Raw genomic sequence first — 19,845 nt, 5'->3', positions numbered from 1 at the left:
TTACTATTTGAAAATCGCTTCTGAGAAATTATTGATGCCTTTTTGAACCCGCAGAATTCACCTATTTCTTCCATTATTTATCTGTTGAATTATTTTCAGTCATCGTTATTTTTTCTTTCGATACTCTTACTTTGCCAAGCATTTCTAAACTCAAGCGTTAACTCTCTCTTAAATCGAAAAAAAGGGGGAAAATTTGGTATACTTAATGTTTTGACTATTTAGCTTTTGAAGAATTTTGACGCTAAATAGCAGGGCTATTCAAGAAATTTGGTATACTTAATATTTTCGGTTCTAATTTTGGGTGTTCAATTTATTTTTCTTCAAAAAATCACAAAAGCTACTTTTTTATAAAAAAACACAAGAAAATTTTGAAGACGATATTTTTCCTCTTTTTTCAGTAGATAATCAAAATTTTTGAATTCAAACCTAACTTCAGATGTGTTATTTATCACAGTACATCGAATCGTACATTTGCTAAGATTTTAGCTAAGTGATCATCTCCAAACCCACTTAGCTAAAATTTATCTCGATACTTCTGAAAGAACTCCGCCATGATACGGACATTCTCTAGCTGTGTCCACTGAGTCGGTAGCATATGATCTTGATCCATATCATAAATAATCCCTTCTAAGCTACCTAATAATAAAGGGGAATGTGTCGCAATTAAGAATTGGCAATCAAAAAAACGCGCCGCTTTCGTAATAATTTCTACCAGCTCCAGCTGCTTCTTCGCCGAAAGAGAGGCCTCCGGTTCATCTAATAAATACACGCCTCCCGGCACCAGATAATCCTCATAAATATGCATCGCCGTCTCGCCATTCGAGTATTTTTCCTGCGCGAACAATAATCGTTCTATCTGCTCTTGCATCTGATAAGAATCCTTATGCCGGACCGCTTGCTCTTGGGTCATGCCCAACTGCTTTCTTTTATAAATGTAGCCCTCTTCGAGAATCGCTGCCTGCTGAATCTTCTTAATCTCATACAAAATATCTTCACTTTTTATGTAGTAAGAATCTGGCGAAATCCTTCTTAGACGTTTACCATCCTCTGTTTCTTCAAAAAAAATCTGTAATTCTTCAACATACTTCCCCACATAATCAATCGCTGCCGGACCGTAGTACATGGGTTCTTCCGCGCCTTTGATTTTCAATTTTGAAGCAATCAAATTCAGTAACGTCGATTTCCCAGAGCCATTACTCCCATAAAACATCGTAATCGTATCTAATGAAAAATGAGCCCCTGTCTTACCTTTTAAATTGTTATAAGGATAGAGATTGGGATTTTTAACCGTTTCTGAAGAAAGCTGAATTGATCGAATATATTTCATGAGTTTCTCCCGCCTTTACTAGATTTTTTTGAAGCCCAAAAAATAAAGCCGAGCAGATGCCCATAGTGCCTCAAAAAATGCGCAATTTCTTCGCACTTTTTGAGGCTACTACAAACGAATCCTCAGCTTTTTTTTATTCTTTTGAGTCAATAATGATTGTGACTGGGCCATCGTTGGTTAAGACGACATCCATATCAGCGCCAAATTCACCCGTTGATACAGGAATTCCTTTGCGTTTTAAGCCATCATTAAACGCACTATATAAGGGAATCGCCTGTTCAGGACGCGCCGCTTGAATAAAACTTGGGCGATTGCCTTTCTTCGTATCGGCAAATAAAGTAAATTGCGAGACGCTCAAAATACTACCGCCAATATCAGAAATACTCAAATTCATCTTGCCCTCTTTATCCTCAAAGACCCGTAATAGAGAAATTTTGCGCACAAGATACTCAACATCCTCGGGCGTATCCGTCTCATGAATCCCTAACAAAATCATAAATCCTCGACCAATTTTCCCTACCGCATGTCCGTTGACTTGAACCTCAGCTTGACTTACTCGTTGAATCACTGCGCGCATTTTATTCCTCTCCTATCCGTTAGTTCTACGAACCCCATGGACATCAGGCACCATTTTAATTTTATCGACAATTGTCTTCAAATGAGACAAGTTTTGAATCCCTAATGTCACGTGAATCGTAGCCATTTTATCCTTCGTTGTTTTGGCTTCCACACTCACCAAGTTTTTGGTCATGGAATTAATCGTTTGGAGCACATCATTTAATAGGCCCGAACGATTGTAGCCGTAAATTTCTAGGTCCGCATCGTATTCCTTCTTCGTATTGCCAGAATCTTCCCATTCCACTTCAATCAAGCGCTCTGGCAATTCATCCTTACTTTGCACATTGGCACAATCCGCACGATGAATTGAAATTCCGCGACCCTTCGTGATGTAGCCGACAATCTCATCGCCCGGTACCGGATTACAGCAACGACTAATGCGAATCAACAGATTTTCGACCCCTTGAATGACAATGCCCCCTTCATGGCGGACTTTCATTTTTTCTGGCTCTTTTTTGACTGTTTGATTAAGAATATCTTCCGCTTCTTGTTTTTGCTTCTCTTTTTCTCGCTCACGACGCTCTTTTTCTGTCAGACGATTGGTCAACGTCAAGGCACTCAATTCGCCATAACCGACCGCTGCATACATATCATCTTCCGCTTGGAAATTAAAACGGTCCAACGCCTCGCTCATCTTAGCTTTCGTCAAAAATTCTTTCGGTGCAAAGCCTAAATCATTCAGACATTTCGTTACCATTTCATGCCCACGAATAATATTTTCCTCACGATCCTGCACTTTAAAGAAACGCTTAATCTTATTTTTTGCCTTGCTAGTCGCTACCATTTTAAGCCAGTCACGACTCGGTCCAAATGAATTCGGCGAAGTGAGAATTTCGATAATATCGCCATTCTTCAGCTTATAATCCAGTTGAACCATTTTGCCATTCACCTTAGCACCCGTCGTTTTATTACCGACATCGGTATGAATACTATAGGCAAAGTCCAGTGGGCCAGAGCCCTTCGGCAGTTCAGTTACATCACCCTTCGGCGTAAATACATAGACCTTATCACTAAAGATATCACCTTTTACGCCTTCCATAAACTCGGACGCATCATAACTTTCATCCTGCAGCTCGATAATTTCATGGAACCAGCTGAGCTGCTTCGTCATGCCATCTGGCTCAGTCTTTTCAGTCTTGCCTTCTTTGTAGGCCCAGTGAGCCGCTACCCCAAATTCGGCAATCTCGTGCATCTCATGTGTTCGAATCTGAATTTCAACTGGATTACCTTTTGGCCCAATCACAGTCGTATGCAACGACTGATACATATTCGCTTTTGGCATCGCAATATAATCCTTGAAACGCCCTGGCATTGGCTTCCATTTCGTATGAATCGCGCCCAGGACCGCATAACAATCCTTAATCGAATCCACAATTACCCGAATCGCCAACAGATCATAAATTTCATCAAACTGTTTCTTTTGATCCTTCATTTTCCGATAAATCGAATAAATGTGTTTTGGTCGACCATAGATTTCCGCATAAATCTCTAGCTCTTCTGTAGCCACACGAATATCTTCCACAGTCTCTGTGACATACGCTTCACGCTCTTCACGTTTTGATTGCATCAAATGGACAATCCGATAATATTGTTTTGGATTCAAGTAACGTAACGCGGTATCTTCCAATTCCCATTTGATCCGGCTAATCCCCAAACGATGTGCTAATGGAGCATAGATTTCCATCGTTTCTTGGGCGATACGCCGCTGTTTATCCTCACGCAAATGTTTAAGTGTGCGCATATTATGCAAACGGTCAGCTAATTTAACCATAATTACTCGTAGATCCTGTGCCATTGCTAACAGCATTTTACGATGATTTTCCGCCAGCTGTTCTTCATGTGATTTATATTTAATTTTCCCCAGTTTTGTTACGCCATCTACTAGCATCGCAACGTCTTTACCAAACGCCTCTGCTAAATCTTCTAGTGTCACATCCGTATCTTCAACGACATCATGTAAAAAACCTGTCGCCACCGTGTGCGGATCCATTCGCAACTCCGCTAAAATCCCCGCGACTTGAATTGGATGAATAATGTACGGCTCCCCTGATTTACGGACTTGTCCCTCATGTGCTTGTGTTGCGTAATCACACGCTTTTTGAACAAAAGCCACATGTTTAGGTCCCATATATTGAGAAACAAGATTAATGACTCCAGGTCCTGTTACTAATTTTTCCTTCGGCATCTGAACAACCCTCCCTGTAAATGAAATAAGCTGAGACATCATTGAACGAATCGCATGTCCCAGTCTATATCCACTCGAGGCTCTGACAAAATTTTTGTCTTCCTCTTTTTTTCCGAATAAACGGTATTTTAATGGTGCTCCAAAAATAATTTCTGGCACACCCTTTTTACCTGTTTTAAATGATGATTGTTCTCATTATACAAAGAATCCTAGCATTTTTCAATTCTATCAAACCTAATTCTATCGAAGTTTCACGATTCTTGTGACCTGCTACAGCAATTGTTCGGATAATTTGATTTTCATTCAATTAATTTAGTACATAAATCAAGTTGGACAACAGATTTGATTAAAAAAAAAGAGAGGCGACAAAAATTGCCATCTCCCTCTTAACAAATAAACGGTGTGCTAGAAGTAGCTTCATCTAGCACAACCTTTTTCTACAGCAATTCCCACTGATAGCTAGCTGCACTGAGCAGGTAAAGTGGCGCTGTTTCTGTACGTAAAATTCTTGGACCTAAGCCACAGATCACCGCATTTGCTTCTTCAAAAATCTCAATTTCTTTTGGAGATAAGCCACCTTCTGGTCCAAAAATAGCTAACACACGGCTGCCTTTAGCTACACTTTGAAGCACTTGAGCCAGCTTGGCTTGTTCTCCTTGTTTGGCTGATTCTTCATAGGCAACAATCACTGCATCGAATTCTTTTAAGTAATTGTAAAATTCATTTTTATGCTCAAATAACTGCAGCTTTGGCGCATATTGTCGATGAGATTGTTCGGCTGCTTCTTTAGCAATTTTTTCTAAGCGTTGTTGCTTTTTAGCTAGCTTCTTGCCATCCCACTTCACCACTGAGGCATCTGCAGGAAAGCCGACAAATGCATGCGCGCCCAGTTCCGTGCCTTTTTGGACAATCCATTCCAGTTTGTCACCTTTCGGATAGCCACTAGCAATCGTCAGTTGCGACGGCAATTCTTTTTCACCTAGCTCTTTTTCAAGCTCAGTCAAGAAAACTGATTCTTCAGTAATCTCGCTAATCTCGGCAATCACTGATACTTGGTTTTCAAAAACCAAATATACTTGATCCTCAGGCTTCATCCGCATCACCCGAACGATGTGATGGTAATTCTCCCCTTGAATTTCAAATGTCGGGGTTCCAGTATAATTTTCTTCCACAAAATATCGTTGCATTTTAGACTTCCTCAGACTTTTTCAAGACAATTGCATACCAGTCTTTTTGTTGGAAAATTTGATCCACCACAAATCCTTGTTGCTCCATCGCCTCAATCACTAAGCCTTTTTTCTCTTCAATAATGCCCGAAACAATCAACGTGCCATCATCTTTCAGCACACGCCACGCATCAGGAATCATCAATAGAATGATATCTGCTAAAATGTTCGCAACAATCACATCCGCGGATAGTTCAACGCCTGTCAGTAAATCATTCGCTGAAACGTGAACATCTGCCGCGATCGGATTCATATCCATATTTTCTTTCGCTGCGCGGACCGCTACTTCATCTAAATCATAAGCGTAAACGTCTTTTGCGCCAAAATGTTTACTAGCAATACTCAACACGCCCGAGCCTGTGCCCACATCGACAACCGTTTCGCCACCGCGCAAGACTGTTTCTAAAGCTTGCAGCGTTAAACGTGTCGTTGGATGCGTTCCTGTTCCAAAGGCCATTCCAGGATCTAGCGTGATAATTTTTTCGAGCGAATCTCTTTGTTCATACGCTTCCCAGCTAGGGACAATCGTTAAGAACCGAGTAATTCTGACTGGATGGTAATATTTCTTCCACGCCGTCGCCCAATCACTTTCCACCACTTCGCTGACAGTTACTTCATTTTTGCCGATTTCCAAGCCAAACTCTGGCAAGCCAGTAATGCTATCTTTTATAAACGGTAAGATTTCCGGTAAGAACGTCGTTTCAGGGAAATAGGCCGCAACAATCGCGCCTTCTTCAATATAAACAAAATTTTCTTTATCCAACAACTCGCCATACGCATCACTTTTGAAATTTTCGACATCTAGCGCGTCTTCAATTGCCACGCCACTCGCGCCAGCTTCCATCATAATATTCGATACAGCTTCAACCGCCTCACTGGCTGTTTCCACTTTTACTTCATTCCACTTCATCGATTATTCTCCTTTTTAATAGCTCGGGTATGCTAGATACTCTGCGCCGTCTTTTCCTTCATACTGAGCAATATGAGCAGCTAATTTGTCTTCAGCCCATACTAATTCAAATACCGCGTCCTCACTGTCATCTGCTAGAAAGTCTAATAAGTCACTCTGGCCTTGATCCAAGACTTCATTCAGATAATCAACTACGCCATTAATCGTTGCTTTCGAGCAACCTTTTTTACCTTCAAATGGCACAATTGCTAAGAAATCATCCGCTGAAACTTTCGACTTCTCTGGATTATAGAATAAAACGCCATCCTCAAACTCGATAATTTCCTCTTCCGATGCAACACCCTGCACATCATCAATCGCTGCTTGGCTCTTATTTTCACCAAATAAACGGACCACTACTTCAATCGTGTGATTGCCTTTATCCCAATCAATCGCCACATCATATTCGGTAATTACTTTGTTAATTCGCTCATCTAAATAAGTCAACATGCTTTGCTTTTTCATTTATCTGTCCTCCAACCAAAATTTTTTTCATCAATCCTATTTTTCTTTTGCTGGGAAATATAGGGATTTCCTTTCACTACATAACGCAGGGGTAGGTCTGTCCAAATCCCTTTATTGGGAATCCCGATGCGCGGTAGTTTTTCAATTTCTTTCGGAAACTTTCTCTTCTCAGGTACCAGATGTAAATCACTCGTAAAGATTGACTGTCCATAATACTCCTTAGTAATTCCCAGAGCCGCAACTAATTTTCCTGGACCATTACTGATATCAGCAGTGGTTTTTCCACCACGATTGGCTTGCATTTGTTCAAGTCCAACCACCGGCTGTAGTCCACGAATCATCACCCCTTGTGGATGACCTTCGGGTTGCGTGACAATATTCAATAACAAATGAGTATGCATCGTATACAAATAAATCGTCCCCGGCTTTTGATACATCGCAGTTAATCGCGGTGTTTTTCGCATACCAAAACTATGCGCTGCTTGATCATCTGGACCCAAATAAGCCTCGGCATCAACAATATAACCTGCTAATTTGCCAGCCGGCGTCTCATGTTCTAAGTACATCCCTAGCAAATATTCAGCAATCTCTTCAGTTGTTTTCGTTTCAAAAAAAGTCATTAATTCTTTCATCTTCTTCACCTCTCCTATCATACACAATTATCAGATGTGACGCTATGAAAACTGACCATTCATAATAGAATTTTAGCAAAAAAAGAACAGACTGAGCACATTACCCAGCCTGATTGTTGTATATCTTATTTTAGTTATCGAATGACCTATGACTGAAACTTTCTTACAGTAAAGAAGCTGCTGCCTCATCTACGACCAAGGTGAAGTCCGGATGAGTCGTTAATAAAGTTGACGGTAAATCTTCTGTTACAACCCCGTCTACCAAAGCTTTGACGATTGCTGCTTTCTTTTCTCCACTAGCAACCATCAATAATTTCTTCACTTGCATAATACTTTTTGGTCCCATTGTCACGTAAAATTCTGGGCGTAAAGCTTCAACCCCACCAACTTCATTCAATAATACTTCTTTCATAGTTGGCGTCGCATCCTCATTCACACGACTAGTCAAATCACCAAATTTTGTTGTTCCAGGTAAATTGCCACAGAAATGGCCATCTGCACCCACACCTAGTAAAATGAAATCTAATCCGCCATCCGCTTTGATACGTTCATCTTGCGTTTGATAATTGTCTGAATCCAAGGCGTGAATATTTTCTTCCTTAATATTCGCAGGATCGAAGTACATCTTCTTCAGGTTGCCCATCGTCACACCCACGCGGTCTTCCCCTTTAAAATCAATCTCATCAAAATTATAATAATGGACATGCTCAAAATACGGTTTGTCCTTCACACGAGGAATCATCCGTTCATAAATCCCCTGAGGTGAAGCTCCCGCAGTAATTGAGATATTTTTACGATGCTGTCCGTGCATCTCTCCCAGTAGGATTTCCGCCCCAACTTGGCTCATTTCTTCGTAATCTTTGACAATAATTAATTTCATGTACGTTCCTCCAATTTTAAAGTAAGCGATTTCTTATCCATTTATAGTATATGTTATTTATTCATACTTTGTAAATCAGAAAATTTTTTCGTCAGATAATTTTTAGACTTCGCATTGTACTCTATTGTTTAATCTCCCCATTAAACAAGCACGAAAACGACAGATGAATGCGTGATTTTGTTTTCCTTATACACAATCAAATCCTCCTCTTTTCCAGTCAAAACATGCTATACTAAAGGGAATGATTCTTATTTTAAAAAGGAGGGATTTCATGCATCAACCCTTAGCTTATCGAATGCGTCCAAGAAATTTAGAGGAAGTTGTCGGTCAACAACATCTTGTTGGTGAAGGCAAGATTATTCGCCGAATGGTTGAAGCCTCTATGCTCTCCTCAATGATATTATACGGCCCACCAGGAACAGGAAAAACCAGTATTGCCAGCGCAATTGCTGGTTCAACGCAATATGCCTTTCGGATGCTCAATGCCGCGACAGATACAAAAAAAGATTTACAAATTGTCGCTGAAGAAGCAAAAATGAGTGGCACGGTTATCCTATTATTGGATGAAGTCCATCGTTTAGATAAAACAAAACAGGATTTTCTATTACCTCATTTAGAAAGTGGTCGGATTATCTTAATCGGCGCAACCACCGAAAATCCTTATATTACCATCAATCCCGCCATCCGCAGTCGGACACAGATATTTGAAGTTAAGCCTTTAACTCAAGAAGATATTCGAACAGCGATTGACTCTGCCCTCCACGATTCAGAAAGAGGCTTAGGCGAATATCCCGTCGAACTAGAGGAAAATGCCCTACTTCATCTATCTAGAGCAACCAATGGGGATTTGCGCAGTGCCTTAAATGGTTTGGAACTCGCTGTAAAATCGACCCCACCAAATGAAGATGGAAAAATTATATTGAGCCTATCCGTCATTGAAGAATGTGTGCAGAGAAAAGCCTTAACGCATGACAAAGATGGCGACGCCCATTACGATGTGATTTCGGCCTTTCAAAAATCAATTCGTGGCAGTGATGTTGATGCGGCGCTCCATTACTTAGGGCGTTTGGTCGAAGCAGGTGACTTAGCAATTATTTGTCGACGATTAATGGTGATTGGCTACGAAGACATTGGTTTAGCCAATCCAGCAGCCGCTGCCAGAACAGTCAACGCCGTATTAGCAGCCGAACGTTTAGGCTTACCAGAAGCGCGTATTCCATTGGCCGATACCGTCGTTGATCTCTGCCTGTCTCCGAAATCTAATGCTGCCTATGTTGCATTAGACGCCGCCATCTCAGATATTCGAGCAGGAAAAGCCGGCGATGTCCCTGACCATTTGAGAGACAGTCATTATAAAGGGGCCAAAGAATTGAACCGCGGCGTGGACTATAAATATCCCCATGGTTACGAAGATGCGTGGGTCAATCAACAATATCTCCCTAACAAAATCAAAAATGCGCATTATTACCAGCCAAAATCAACCGGAAAATATGAGCAAGCCTTGGGGCAACAATATTACCGCATCCAAGAATGGAAGAAAAAAAATCGCCAAACTAAGCCCCTTCCTGAAACCGAAAACTAGCACATTTTTCTATAGCACATGAACATTATGGAAGCAGTCATTCTATAAAAAAACTGATTACGCTTTCTTTTTTCAAGGGTATCTCGTTGCTCTTTTGATTTTCATATGCTACTATAAGGGTGGGAAATCTGTGATGTGCGAGTTGTCCTCTTTGTGTGTTGACCGAACATTTTTATTGATATATTGGGATCTGTCTTGTGTCAAAGTTGGTAACATGCCTTATCATTTGGTAGTTCAATACTTAGACCGTGGAACCCACCTGCTAGAATTTGCGGGATCAATACTACAGGACGAGTAACGGCATTAACGGATCTTACCCATTCTTTTGAATGAAGCAATTTGCTTTTGGGCAAGTTGCTTTTTTTCTATAAAAAATGGAGGAAATTTTTTCATGATTCAATTTTTAATAGGCCTTGTCTCACTGCTATTATTGGTAGTTGGTTACTATTTACTAAGAAAACAAGCCGTTTTTCTGTCACTCATCTCTAATGATGAAGAAAATAAGGCCTTTTTATCGCAATTCGGCTCTATCTATTTATTTTTTGCCGTATTAGGAATTATCGTAGCAATTGCCAATGATAAATTTTATGCAATTATTTTTTTAATCGCTCTACTGTGCATCGCAGCAGTCTTTGGCATCTTATTTTCGCAGAAAATGTCAAAACCCAACTAGCGAATTAATTTTCTTTTTGGCTTTTTTGATTTACAATTAAAGTGTCAACAAATAGAGCAATTATTCGAGAGGAGTGTGTATAGGATGTTACAACAATATACGAAAATCATGGTGGCCGTCGATGGTTCAAGCGAAGCCGAATTAGCCTTTAAAAAAGCTGTCAACGTCGCAAAAAGAAATGATGCAGAATTAGTACTAGCACATGTCATTGATACACGAGCTTTCCAAACCGTCTCATCTTTTGACGGCATGTTAGCTGAACAAGCAACTGAGATGGCTAAACAAACCCTAACCGATTATGAAACTTATGCTAAAGACCAAGGGTGCAAAAAAATTACCCAAGTCATTGAATACGGTTCACCAAAACCAATCATCGCAAAAGAAATCCCTGGAGACCATGATGTAGACTTAATCATGTTAGGAGCAACGGGTCTTAACGCCGTAGAACGTTTATTTATCGGGTCTGTTTCTGAATATGTCATTAGAAATGCCAGCTGCGACGTCTTAGTCGTGCGGACAGATTTAGAAAACAACATGCCTAAAGAAGAAGAAGAGTAATTCATAAGTTTTTGTTTAAGCTAGTCAGGTTGACTGAGAAAAACGAAACTTTAGGTGTTTATATTAATAGGTCCGTCGAGAAATTTCTCGACGGACCTATTATTTTATCTTTCACGATTCACAATGCTTATTTTTCTATTTGATGCGCGGGATCTTCTAACTCCATTAACCGTGTATCAATAATTGAGCGATACCACTGCCCTGATTTCTTAAGACTCCGCGTTCTCGCTTCATCTAACTCAATTCGAACTAATCCATAGCGATTTTTAAAGGCATTCATTGGTGACACACAATCAGTAAAAGCCCAGAGCATATACCCTTCACAGGTCGAACCATCCTTCACGCCACGAATCAGTTGGTATAAATGCTTCGAAATAAAGGCAATCCGATAATCATCTTGTACCACACCTTGAGAATCCATATACGTTTCTTCATTCTCACGGCCCATGCCATTTTCAGTAATCAACCAAGGAATTGGTGGATAATTTTTTTTGAGATACATCGACATATCGTACATGATTTCCGGATAAATTTCCCAGCCACGAGAATTATTCATTTGCTTACCTGGCAAATCAAATGTTTCATAATACATTTCCGGATGAAATGGTGTCTGGTCGTTCCAAGCATAACGAGGGGCCCGCACACGTTTAGGATAATATTGATTAATCCCTAGAAAATCAACCGTATTTTCTTTGATTGTTTGCAACTCTTCTTCCGTTGGATCAAAGTAAATATCATGCTGCTGACACAAAGTGATCAATTCTTTCGGATAAACGCCTGTAATCATCGGGTCAAAATAGACTCTATTAAAAAATAGATCATACATCTCTGCGGCCTTTTGATCTTCTTTAGAAGATGAACGAGGATAGACCATCTCAGGATTCAAGATACAGCCAATTCGCCCATCGTAATTTACCGCATGATACAATTCGACTGCCCGGGCGGTTGCTAAGACTTTATGATAATTCCACAGCATCCATTTTTTCGTATTCTGCTCATGTGGCCAACGAATCGCATCCAAATAGCAACGTGTTTGAACCACAATCGGTTCATTGAAGGTAAACCAGTGCTTCACTCGATCGCCGTAGCGTTCAAAAGCAATCTTGGCGTAGCCTGCATACAATTCAACGACTTCTTTTGAAGACCAGCCATCATATTTATCCATTAGGAAACTAGGCACCTCATAATGCTCCAAACAAATCATCGGCTCAACACCCGCCGCAATCAACTGATCAATCACCTGGTCGATGTGCTGCGCATACTCCTCGTCCACCGTTAATTGTTCATAATCAGTGAAAAAACGCGACCAATTAATTGATGTCCGGTAATGAGTCAGATGAATCTCTTTCATCTGGTCTATGTCTTCTTGATAATTTTCCATGAAATTCGTCGCCACCGCTGGACCATAACCCTGATGCCAAACGAATTTTTCATTTTTATACCAACTATCAATAAATGAATCCTGTCCTTCTTTTTTCCCTTGCCAGCCTTCCGTTTGCCAAGCAGACGACGCTGCCCCTAGTACAAATTTTTCAGGAATAGTAATATTCATCGATAAATCCTCCTATCAAGCAACCTCAGTCGTCACTTTATTTGATACTTTTACAAATGGTAAATAAATTAGTATAGAAACGATAATACAGATAATTTGCGTAATTACCGCACCAATATCACCCGCTGTTGCCAAATAAGCATTCACAATCGGTGGCATTGGCCAAGGAACCATTACAACTGCTTTGGCAGCAAATCCTAGAGAGGTTGCTACATAACCAATCGTTCCAGTTACTAACGGGGTAACAATAAATGGAATTGCCAAAATTGGGTTAAGCATAATTGGCATCCCGAAAATCACTGGTTCATTAATATTAAAAATCCCAGGAGCTAGCGATAGTTTCGTAATTTGACGCATATCATCACGTTTACTAACCAGTAAAATCGCAACCAGCAAGCCAATCGTCACTCCAGAACCACCCATACTCATATACATATCCCAGAATGGCATCGTAATAATATTAGGAATCTCTTTACCCGCTTCAAAGGCTTCCGTATTCACAGCAATGGCCGCTAATAATAACGGTTCGCGAACAGGTTTGACCATTTGATTCCCGTGAATCCCAATCACCCAGAAAACTTGGGCAATGAACATAAGTAATAAAATCCCCGGTAATCCTTGCACAATTCCTTCAAGCGGTTTTTGAACAACGTTATAAATAATATCATAAGCATACATCCCAGTAGCCGCTTTGATGATAAAACCAACTGTCGCAATAATCGCTACTGTCAAAATTGTCGGAAACAAAGCGGAAAAACTTGTTGAAACATTCGTCGGTACAGTATCAGGCATTTTAATTTGTAATTTATCCTGACGACCTAACCAACAATACAATTCAATCGATGCAATCGCCACGAACATCCCTAAGAACAAGCCTTTTGTATCCGTATATTGTTTCGCCAAAACATTTTCTGCCACTACTTTAAGATTATCCGCATTGGTAAATTCATACACAGTAGGGTTCACAGAAAGATAACTCATAACGGCAACTACTCCCGGAAAAACTCCGGAAACTTTGTTCAGCTTCGCCAACTCAATCCCGATCAGAAAGACGGCATAAATCGTTAGAAAACTCAACGTGACATAACTAATGGCTGAAGAAATCGGCTTTAAATCAACTAGAAAACCCAAGCCATTAATTTGTGCAAGGCCATTCTCGTTATCGAAAACCATCGCTGAAAATAGCGTCCCAAAGGCCCCCGTAATAATAACTGGAATCAATGCCGCAAACGCATTTTTGATGACCATAATATAACGTAGAGAGTTGACCTTTGTAGCAAATCTACCTAAAACATCTGCTAATTTACCCATAAATCCTGTTTGCATTCTACTCTTCCTCCTTGAAAAAACAAGCCCTCGCAACTTATCAACTATGTTATAATTAGCTTACAACTTTGAGTAAAAGTGATTCCTATTTAATGCTTTTATTCGACACTTAAACCCTCTGTAATCGATTACAACTTCAATTTAATATAGCTTCGATGATTTGTAAACCAAAGCGAACATATCTCGCAAAAGTTGTAAACTCTCAAGTTATCAACTGGCTTAATAAGCAGAAAATAGTAAAAGGAGTGGCATCTAATGGTTCTATATCAATTCATTGCACAAGACATCCGGAAAAAGATTTTTGATGGTATCTATGCGAAAGGTAGCCGTTTACCGAATCAAGCCGAGCTAGCGCGCCAATTTTCCACCAGTCGTGTAACGGTCCAAAAGGCCTTAAATTTACTCTACCTCGAAGGCTTGATTGAAGGAAAGCAAGGCTCTGGTTCTTTTGTTAAAGGACCTGAATCTGTCTACGATTTTGATACGAGCATTTACGGTGGCATGACCAAACGATTGGGTCATTTGGGAAAATTAACCAGTACGATTGTCTCGTTCAGCGTGAGTTTTCCAAATGAAAAAGAACAAGAAAAACTCAAAATAAATAAGAACGATCCGATTTATGATATTATCCGTCTGCGTACGCTCGACGACGTGCCATTGATGCTTGAATATACCATCATGCCTGTTCTCGTGATTCCCGGTATCACTGAAGAAATTCTCCATGGCTCCATTTATCAATATATTCATGAAGAATTAAAATTACACTTCGGCCCCTCACCGCGCAGAATCAAAGCCGATAAACCTGATAAATACGATATCAAATACTTAGACTGTCAGCCAGACGATCCCATTCTGGAAGTCGAGCAAACCGTCTATCTCGATAACGGAACACCCTTTGAATATTCACAAACCAGACATCGCTACGACCGCGGTGACATCACGGTTCTTGCCACGTCAGTCACCAGTAGTAAACATTATCTTTAACAACTTTGTGCATTCGGATAAAAATAAAAATCAATCCACAACTAGCCAATCGTGGAAGATAGGTTAATTGCGGATTGATTATTTTATTTTCTGCTTTTCAGACTCGTTTATGAATCACATGTTGGAACTGAAAGTCTTGCCTTTGAATCATTTCCTTTGCCACCTCGGGGTACACCGTTACTCCCTGAATCTCTTCGGCTGTCTTCCATTCGAAAACCAGTATTTCTCCATCCGCCTGTCGGATTGGCTGAAGTATTTCCTCTGTAGGCACTTCGATGAAGTAGCCATAATTAAACTCATGACAAAGCTGTTTTTTGTAGCTAAAAAACTGTTCCACTATAAAAGCCAGTGATTCTGAGCCTGTCACCTGATAAGTCAATTCTTCTTGTAATTCCCTTTTCAACGCACTCCAGCTATCTTCGCCAAATTGGACTCGTCCACCAACAAACGTCCAATAATTATCCTTTGCCCCTCGATGAAATAAATAACTATCCTGGCATTTTATTATGGCACAGGCCCGGATATTCAGCATTCCTTGGTCCAACTGGATCGTCAAATCTTGCATAGTGGCCTCCTTCTTACTTCTTTATCTTGTTTATTGACACAGATTGGTTGTAATTAATTTACCCGAAAAATTATGACAATAATTCTCACTATTTCCCATTTATCGCTCAGATTTTTCCAGATTATGTAGGAAAAAAGATGGCTCCTAAGAGAACCATCTTTTTACAATTACTTATTATTTGCTTATTTACGTAAACGTTCTACGTCACGAGCAATGACTAATTCTTCATCTGTTGGAATTAATAATACTTTTACTTTTGAGTCATCAGTTGAAATTTCAACTTCTTGACCACGTTGGTTATTTTTCTCAGGATCGATTTCACAACCGAACCAAGACATATTGTTGATAACTTCGCTACGTACGTGTGCATCATTTTCACCGATACCAGCTGTAAAGACGATTGCATCAACACCGTTCATAACAGTCACATAGCTACCGATATATTTACGGATACGGTCAGTAAAGACATCATACGCTGTTTGAACTTCAGGTTTATCTAAGTTTGCTTCAAGATCACGCATATCACTTGATAGGCCAGTCAATCCTAGTAACCCAGATTGTTTATTTAAAATATTGATCATTTCTTGAACATCAGTTAAACCAAGTTTGTTCATTAGGTAAGGCAATAATGATGGATCGATATCACCAGAACGTGTGCCCATCGTTACACCTGCTAAAGGTGTGAAGCCCATTGATGTATCAACTGATTTACCGCCATCAACTGCTGTGATTGACGCGCCATTTCCTAAATGACAAGTAATGATTTTCAATTCTTCGATTGGACGACCCAATAATTCAGCTGCACGTTGTGAAACGTATTGATGGCTCGTACCATGCGCGCCGTATTTACGTGCTGAGAATTTTTCATAATATTCAGTTGGGATGCTATATAAGAAATTATGTTTTGGCATTGTTGTATGGAAAGCTGTATCAAAGACTGCTACGCTGATGATGTCAGGTAAAATTTTCTTAAATGCTCTGATTCCCATTGCATTCGCTGGATTGTGTAATGGTGCTAAATCAGCTAACTCTTCAATTTTTTCTAAGACATCGCCTTCAATAACTGTTGAATCTTTGAAGTATTCGCCCCCAGCAACCACACGATGGCCAACACCAGTGATTTCATCGTAAGATGCTAGAATTTTTAAGTCGATTAATTGGTCTAATAACATTTTTACAGCTACTTCATGGTCGTTGATGTCAATAATTTGTTCGAATTTTTGATCATCTCCATATTTAATTGTAAAAATAGAATCATTTAAGCCAATTCGTTCAACGATTCCTTTAGCGATAACTTCTTCCGCTGGCATTTGATATAATTGCCATTTTAAACTTGAGCTTCCTGCATTGATTGCGATTGTTTTAGACATAATACTCTCCCTTTTTTATAATTAGAAATTTTTGTTTTTCCAGTTTTCAAATTGCTTAAAGAATTCCATAATCGTATCCGTATTTTTAATAGAAGCAATCTTTGCTACTAACACTTCATCGACTTGTTTCGCCGTGTGTCCCTTCTTCTGAAGGATCAAAATACTTTTACTTGACTCTTTCGTTTTAAATAGCTCATCTGGTAGTTGAACAGCTCCTTGAAGATAGACTTCACTAACGAGCCATTTTTTAAGATAGTCACTTTGATCGGTTTCCAAAAAATTGCTTGGGACTAAAAAGAGCCCAAAGCCAGCTTCTTTGACATACTTCATCGCTTGCTCCATCAAAAGATGATGTGCATAACTATGGCCTTCTTCTGCTTTTGTCAGAAAATCAGCTGCTTTTTGATTATTTGGATAATACCCAATCGGTAAATCACTCATTGCGACATCCACCGGTTCAATCAATAGATCTTGTAAACCATCTTGATGGAAAAATTGGACATCTGCTTCAGTCAGTTCACTAGTTGAAGCTGCAATCGACAACAGTGTATCATCAATATCAACGCCAATTCCGGCCGCTTGATACGTAGCAATTTGCAGATTCAAAAGACTCGTCAAAAGCAAATTCCCCATACCAGAAGCAACATCCAGTATTGTCAGTGGCTGTTTTTTATTTGGAAATAATTGTTCAATCAAATAAACAAACAGGTAGCCAATCGTATCTGGTGTTAGTTGATGATTAGGTTGCAAATGTTCTTCTTTGCTCCCCTTTAACAACAAAAGTTGGCTAAGCTTACGCCATTCTTCAGGTGCCAATTGGTTTTCTTTCATTTGTTGATAAATCTCTGTCAATCGTTGTGCTGTCTTGGCATCTGGGTGCCCATCAATCACACGCACTTGATAATTATCAATCAAATTCTCAGCGTTTTCAATATACGCATCCAAAAAAGAAGTATCCAGCGCATTTTGAAGCAATTGGATAGCTTCCACATTCAAAGTAAAGACTTGTTCAATTTTTTCAGGCAACACTCTTCACCCTCATTCCAAAGCAAAAATATAACAATTTTTATACCTGTTTAATTCTACCCAATATTCTTAAAAATTTCAATCCATTTCGCTATTTTCAGTGTTTTTTCTTTGTGAATAAAAGAACAAATATTAAAATGCTACTTCTTCATGAAAAACAAAAAAATCCATTTACATGGATTTTTTTGGATGCTGTATCATTTATTTATCACTCTGTTACATAACACAAGAAATAACTCTTCTTGCAACTTGCTTCTCGCCGCACAAACTGCTTCTCCTATTGTGTAAGCTGTTGATGAATTTGATACACGGCACCAATCATTCCCGCATCATTTTGTAATTTCGCAGGTTTGACAGGAGCAATCGTTTTTTCTTTCAGATAATTAATCGATTCATGTCTCTCAATCAGCTCTGACAACCGCTGTTGCAATCGTTCATTGAATTGTTCATTTGAACTAATACCGCCACCGATTAAAATAACTTCTGGATCAAAGCAACTAATCAAATTTAACAAACCTACAGATAAGTCCGTGAAGTAACGTGCCAATATCTCTGTCGCCAGAACTTCGCCAGCCGCCTCTCTGCACAGGATTTCTTTGGCATCAAAAATCTCTTCAGCCTCAGGATTCTTTCTTTTCTGCGCTAGATTGTATTGATAGCATAGACCACTAACCGTCGCTGCCCGTCTATTCAACGAAACCTCTTCGATATCACCAGTAGTCGGAATTGAATCAATCATACTCCAGCCAAATTCGCCAGCCATCCCATGACTTCCTCGAAACACTTGGCCATTAATAATAATTCCGCCACCGATACCCGTACCAAGCACGATACACAAATAATTATCCAGACCTTGAGCATTGCCAATCCAACGTTCAGCAATAGCCGCCGCATTCGCATCATTCTCGATACTCACCGCTAACCCAGTCCGCTCCTCTAATTCACGCTTGATATTCGCGCCATAAAAAGGTTTAATTGCCCCAGCTGTCAGCATAAAGCCATCTTTTTGAATAATCCCAGGCGCGCTAATCCCAATGCCTTTAATCTCCGAATATGAGGCTTCAGCTTTTTCGATTATTTCACATAACTCGTTGATAAACTCGGACAAATCATAATTTGTCGGAATCGCCGCTTTCTCTAACACCACGCCATTTTCATCCAACACGCCATACTTCACACTTGTTCCACCAATATCAAATCCAACGTACATACCTTCAAATCCCTTCCTCAACTATTTCATAACGATTGAATATTTTCATAAAAATAGTCGAATTGCTATAGATAACTGTGCCAACACCCATAAATAACCAAACAAATAATAATTTAGGTAAATAGAGGGGCACGATAATTGTTCCAATGATTGTAATAAAAAAGATAATAATACTCAACGGGAGATGCTTCAATGACAGAATCATTGCATTGACCACCGTGCCCGATAAGGTATTTTGGAATCGAGCAATTAAAGGAAAGACGTACAGACTCATCAGCACGACAAGTGTCACCAATACCATCACTACATAATAAGCAATTTTATTTCCCACCATGTATCCTTGCAAATAAGGAAATAGCCAAAAACCTGCCGCAATCAATGCTACGATACCTAGCCAAGCTTTGGTCGCTGGCACAACATTCATTTTAAATTGGTGTAGATATTCCTTATATAACACGCCTTCACTATGTGTTGTCATCTTATAGGCTGTCCCATAAGCACTTGCTAATGCCGCTCCAATCGTAATCAGTGGTAGGCAAGAGATGACAAAAATAATATTCAAAAGTAAAATTTGGTAAATCCGTTCCATTCCACTATAAATTTTCCCTTCTGTACTAAATAATTTTGACATACTCCTACCTCCGTCTTCTCTCAATCAGATACTTCCTTCTAAAATCGATTACTCTCACTGATTATTTTCACTACTCTTCTTCGTCA

At 39.7% G+C, this 19,845-nt stretch carries 19 protein-coding genes and 1 other RNA gene; 5 read left to right on the top strand and 15 right to left on the bottom strand.

Annotated elements, in window-relative coordinates; all coding sequences use genetic code 11:
• Positions 1 to 514: 514 nt before the first annotated feature.
• The 8 genes from BAU15_RS00280 to BAU15_RS00245 form a co-directional block, all read right to left on the bottom strand.
• Positions 515 to 1,327 (bottom strand): AAA family ATPase, encoded by an 813-nt coding sequence (locus tag BAU15_RS00280; protein WP_161840750.1) that lies wholly within the window; start codon positions 1,325 to 1,327, stop codon positions 515 to 517.
• Positions 1,328 to 1,460: 133 nt separating this feature from the next.
• Entirely contained in the window at positions 1,461 to 1,904 is a 444-nt protein-coding gene (gene dtd, locus BAU15_RS00275) for a D-aminoacyl-tRNA deacylase (RefSeq protein WP_161840749.1), read from the bottom strand.
• 12 nt (positions 1,905 to 1,916) lie between these two features.
• A complete protein-coding gene (locus BAU15_RS00270; RefSeq protein ID WP_161840748.1) occupies positions 1,917 to 4,130 on the bottom strand; it encodes a RelA/SpoT family protein in 2,214 nt (737 codons plus the stop codon).
• Between the two features lie 437 nt (positions 4,131 to 4,567).
• Positions 4,568 to 5,317: a 16S rRNA (uracil(1498)-N(3))-methyltransferase gene (locus tag BAU15_RS00265; protein WP_161840747.1), complete on the bottom strand. Its 750-nt coding sequence runs from the start codon at positions 5,315 to 5,317 to the stop codon at positions 4,568 to 4,570.
• Between the two features lies 1 nt (position 5,318).
• The gene (gene prmA, locus BAU15_RS00260) at positions 5,319 to 6,266 is read right to left on the bottom strand and encodes a 50S ribosomal protein L11 methyltransferase (RefSeq protein WP_161840746.1); all 948 of its coding nucleotides are present in this window, start codon (positions 6,264 to 6,266) and stop codon (positions 5,319 to 5,321) included.
• Between the two features lie 15 nt (positions 6,267 to 6,281).
• Positions 6,282 to 6,770: a DUF3013 family protein gene (locus BAU15_RS00255; RefSeq protein ID WP_161840745.1), complete on the bottom strand. Its 489-nt coding sequence runs from the start codon at positions 6,768 to 6,770 to the stop codon at positions 6,282 to 6,284.
• Entirely contained in the window at positions 6,767 to 7,402 is a 636-nt protein-coding gene (locus tag BAU15_RS00250) for a DNA-3-methyladenine glycosylase (protein ID WP_202622681.1), read from the bottom strand. The genes BAU15_RS00255 and BAU15_RS00250 overlap by 4 nt, the downstream gene beginning before the upstream one ends.
• A gap of 163 nt (positions 7,403 to 7,565) precedes the next feature.
• The gene (locus BAU15_RS00245) at positions 7,566 to 8,282 is read right to left on the bottom strand and encodes a glucosamine-6-phosphate deaminase (protein WP_161840743.1); all 717 of its coding nucleotides are present in this window, start codon (positions 8,280 to 8,282) and stop codon (positions 7,566 to 7,568) included.
• 271 nt (positions 8,283 to 8,553) lie between these two features.
• On the opposite strand from BAU15_RS00245, the gene BAU15_RS00240 reads away from it, so the two are divergent.
• From BAU15_RS00240 to BAU15_RS00225, 4 genes are all read left to right on the top strand, one after another.
• Positions 8,554 to 9,864, top strand: coding sequence for a replication-associated recombination protein A (locus BAU15_RS00240; RefSeq protein WP_161840742.1), 1,311 nt, complete (start codon positions 8,554 to 8,556; stop codon positions 9,862 to 9,864).
• A 122-nt stretch (positions 9,865 to 9,986) separates the two neighbouring features.
• Positions 9,987 to 10,181, top strand: a non-coding RNA gene (ssrS, locus tag BAU15_RS00235) — 6S RNA.
• Positions 10,182 to 10,255: 74 nt separating this feature from the next.
• Positions 10,256 to 10,537 carry a hypothetical protein gene (locus BAU15_RS00230; protein ID WP_161840741.1) on the top strand — a complete coding sequence of 94 codons (282 nt, stop codon included), beginning with the start codon at positions 10,256 to 10,258 and terminating at the stop codon, positions 10,535 to 10,537.
• A gap of 84 nt (positions 10,538 to 10,621) precedes the next feature.
• Positions 10,622 to 11,095 carry a universal stress protein gene (locus BAU15_RS00225; RefSeq protein WP_161840740.1) on the top strand — a complete coding sequence of 158 codons (474 nt, stop codon included), beginning with the start codon at positions 10,622 to 10,624 and terminating at the stop codon, positions 11,093 to 11,095.
• Between the two features lie 127 nt (positions 11,096 to 11,222).
• On the opposite strand, the gene BAU15_RS00220 is transcribed toward BAU15_RS00225, so the two are convergent.
• Together BAU15_RS00220 and BAU15_RS00215 are read right to left on the bottom strand one after the other, a co-directional pair.
• Positions 11,223 to 12,647 (bottom strand): glycoside hydrolase family 1 protein, encoded by a 1,425-nt coding sequence (locus tag BAU15_RS00220; protein ID WP_161840739.1) that lies wholly within the window; start codon positions 12,645 to 12,647, stop codon positions 11,223 to 11,225.
• A 15-nt stretch (positions 12,648 to 12,662) separates the two neighbouring features.
• On the bottom strand, positions 12,663 to 13,973 hold the full coding sequence (locus BAU15_RS00215; protein ID WP_161840738.1) for a PTS sugar transporter subunit IIC: 1,311 nt from the start codon (positions 13,971 to 13,973) through the stop codon (positions 12,663 to 12,665).
• Positions 13,974 to 14,228: 255 nt separating this feature from the next.
• Here BAU15_RS00215 and BAU15_RS00210 point away from each other — a divergent pair, with 255 nt between their 5' ends.
• Positions 14,229 to 14,957, top strand: a complete 729-nt coding sequence (locus BAU15_RS00210) for a GntR family transcriptional regulator (protein ID WP_161840737.1) — start codon at positions 14,229 to 14,231, stop codon at positions 14,955 to 14,957.
• A 97-nt stretch (positions 14,958 to 15,054) separates the two neighbouring features.
• Here BAU15_RS00210 and BAU15_RS00205 read toward each other — a convergent pair whose 3' ends face one another.
• The 5 genes from BAU15_RS00205 to BAU15_RS00185 all read right to left on the bottom strand — a co-directional run bounded on the left by BAU15_RS00205 (position 15,055) and on the right by BAU15_RS00185 (position 19,759).
• Positions 15,055 to 15,522 carry an NUDIX hydrolase gene (locus tag BAU15_RS00205; RefSeq protein ID WP_161840736.1) on the bottom strand — a complete coding sequence of 156 codons (468 nt, stop codon included), beginning with the start codon at positions 15,520 to 15,522 and terminating at the stop codon, positions 15,055 to 15,057.
• A gap of 182 nt (positions 15,523 to 15,704) precedes the next feature.
• On the bottom strand, positions 15,705 to 16,892 hold the full coding sequence (locus BAU15_RS00200) for an acetate/propionate family kinase (protein ID WP_161840735.1): 1,188 nt from the start codon (positions 16,890 to 16,892) through the stop codon (positions 15,705 to 15,707).
• A 21-nt stretch (positions 16,893 to 16,913) separates the two neighbouring features.
• The gene (locus tag BAU15_RS00195) at positions 16,914 to 17,921 is read right to left on the bottom strand and encodes a class I SAM-dependent methyltransferase (protein ID WP_161840734.1); all 1,008 of its coding nucleotides are present in this window, start codon (positions 17,919 to 17,921) and stop codon (positions 16,914 to 16,916) included.
• 274 nt (positions 17,922 to 18,195) lie between these two features.
• Positions 18,196 to 19,128, bottom strand: coding sequence for an ROK family protein (locus tag BAU15_RS00190; protein WP_161840733.1), 933 nt, complete (start codon positions 19,126 to 19,128; stop codon positions 18,196 to 18,198).
• Positions 19,129 to 19,132: 4 nt separating this feature from the next.
• Complete coding sequence (locus tag BAU15_RS00185) at positions 19,133 to 19,759, bottom strand: DUF624 domain-containing protein (protein WP_161840732.1); 627 nt, start codon at positions 19,757 to 19,759, stop codon at positions 19,133 to 19,135.
• Between the last annotated feature and the right edge of the window lie 86 nt (positions 19,760 to 19,845).

The organism is Candidatus Enterococcus huntleyi, assembly GCF_009933175.1.
GTDB classification, from domain to species: Bacteria; Bacillota; Bacilli; order Lactobacillales; family Enterococcaceae; genus Enterococcus_K; species Enterococcus_K huntleyi.
This window is presented reverse-complemented; position numbering and strand designations above follow the sequence as displayed.

Bases quoted from the DNA above. Each gene is read 5' to 3' on its own strand.
- BAU15_RS00280 (WP_161840750.1), bottom strand. From the start codon at position 1,327: ATGAAATATATTCGATCAATTCAGCTTTCTTCAGAAACGGTTAAAAAT.
- dtd (WP_161840749.1), bottom strand. From the start codon at position 1,904: ATGCGCGCAGTGATTCAACGAGTAAGTCAAGCTGAGGTTCAAGTCAAC.
- BAU15_RS00270 (WP_161840748.1), bottom strand. From the start codon at position 4,130: ATGCCGAAGGAAAAATTAGTAACAGGACCTGGAGTCATTAATCTTGTT.
- BAU15_RS00265 (WP_161840747.1), bottom strand. From the start codon at position 5,317: ATGCAACGATATTTTGTGGAAGAAAATTATACTGGAACCCCGACATTT.
- prmA (WP_161840746.1), bottom strand. From the start codon at position 6,266: ATGAAGTGGAATGAAGTAAAAGTGGAAACAGCCAGTGAGGCGGTTGAA.
- BAU15_RS00255 (WP_161840745.1), bottom strand. From the start codon at position 6,770: ATGAAAAAGCAAAGCATGTTGACTTATTTAGATGAGCGAATTAACAAA.
- BAU15_RS00250 (WP_202622681.1), bottom strand. From the start codon at position 7,402: ATGAAAGAATTAATGACTTTTTTTGAAACGAAAACAACTGAAGAGATT.
- BAU15_RS00245 (WP_161840743.1), bottom strand. From the start codon at position 8,282: ATGAAATTAATTATTGTCAAAGATTACGAAGAAATGAGCCAAGTTGGG.
- BAU15_RS00240 (WP_161840742.1), top strand. From the start codon at position 8,554: ATGCATCAACCCTTAGCTTATCGAATGCGTCCAAGAAATTTAGAGGAA.
- BAU15_RS00230 (WP_161840741.1), top strand. From the start codon at position 10,256: ATGATTCAATTTTTAATAGGCCTTGTCTCACTGCTATTATTGGTAGTT.
- BAU15_RS00225 (WP_161840740.1), top strand. From the start codon at position 10,622: ATGTTACAACAATATACGAAAATCATGGTGGCCGTCGATGGTTCAAGC.
- BAU15_RS00220 (WP_161840739.1), bottom strand. From the start codon at position 12,647: ATGAATATTACTATTCCTGAAAAATTTGTACTAGGGGCAGCGTCGTCT.
- BAU15_RS00215 (WP_161840738.1), bottom strand. From the start codon at position 13,973: ATGCAAACAGGATTTATGGGTAAATTAGCAGATGTTTTAGGTAGATTT.
- BAU15_RS00210 (WP_161840737.1), top strand. From the start codon at position 14,229: ATGGTTCTATATCAATTCATTGCACAAGACATCCGGAAAAAGATTTTT.
- BAU15_RS00205 (WP_161840736.1), bottom strand. From the start codon at position 15,522: ATGCAAGATTTGACGATCCAGTTGGACCAAGGAATGCTGAATATCCGG.
- BAU15_RS00200 (WP_161840735.1), bottom strand. From the start codon at position 16,892: ATGTCTAAAACAATCGCAATCAATGCAGGAAGCTCAAGTTTAAAATGG.
- BAU15_RS00190 (WP_161840733.1), bottom strand. From the start codon at position 19,128: ATGTACGTTGGATTTGATATTGGTGGAACAAGTGTGAAGTATGGCGTG.
- BAU15_RS00185 (WP_161840732.1), bottom strand. From the start codon at position 19,759: ATGTCAAAATTATTTAGTACAGAAGGGAAAATTTATAGTGGAATGGAA.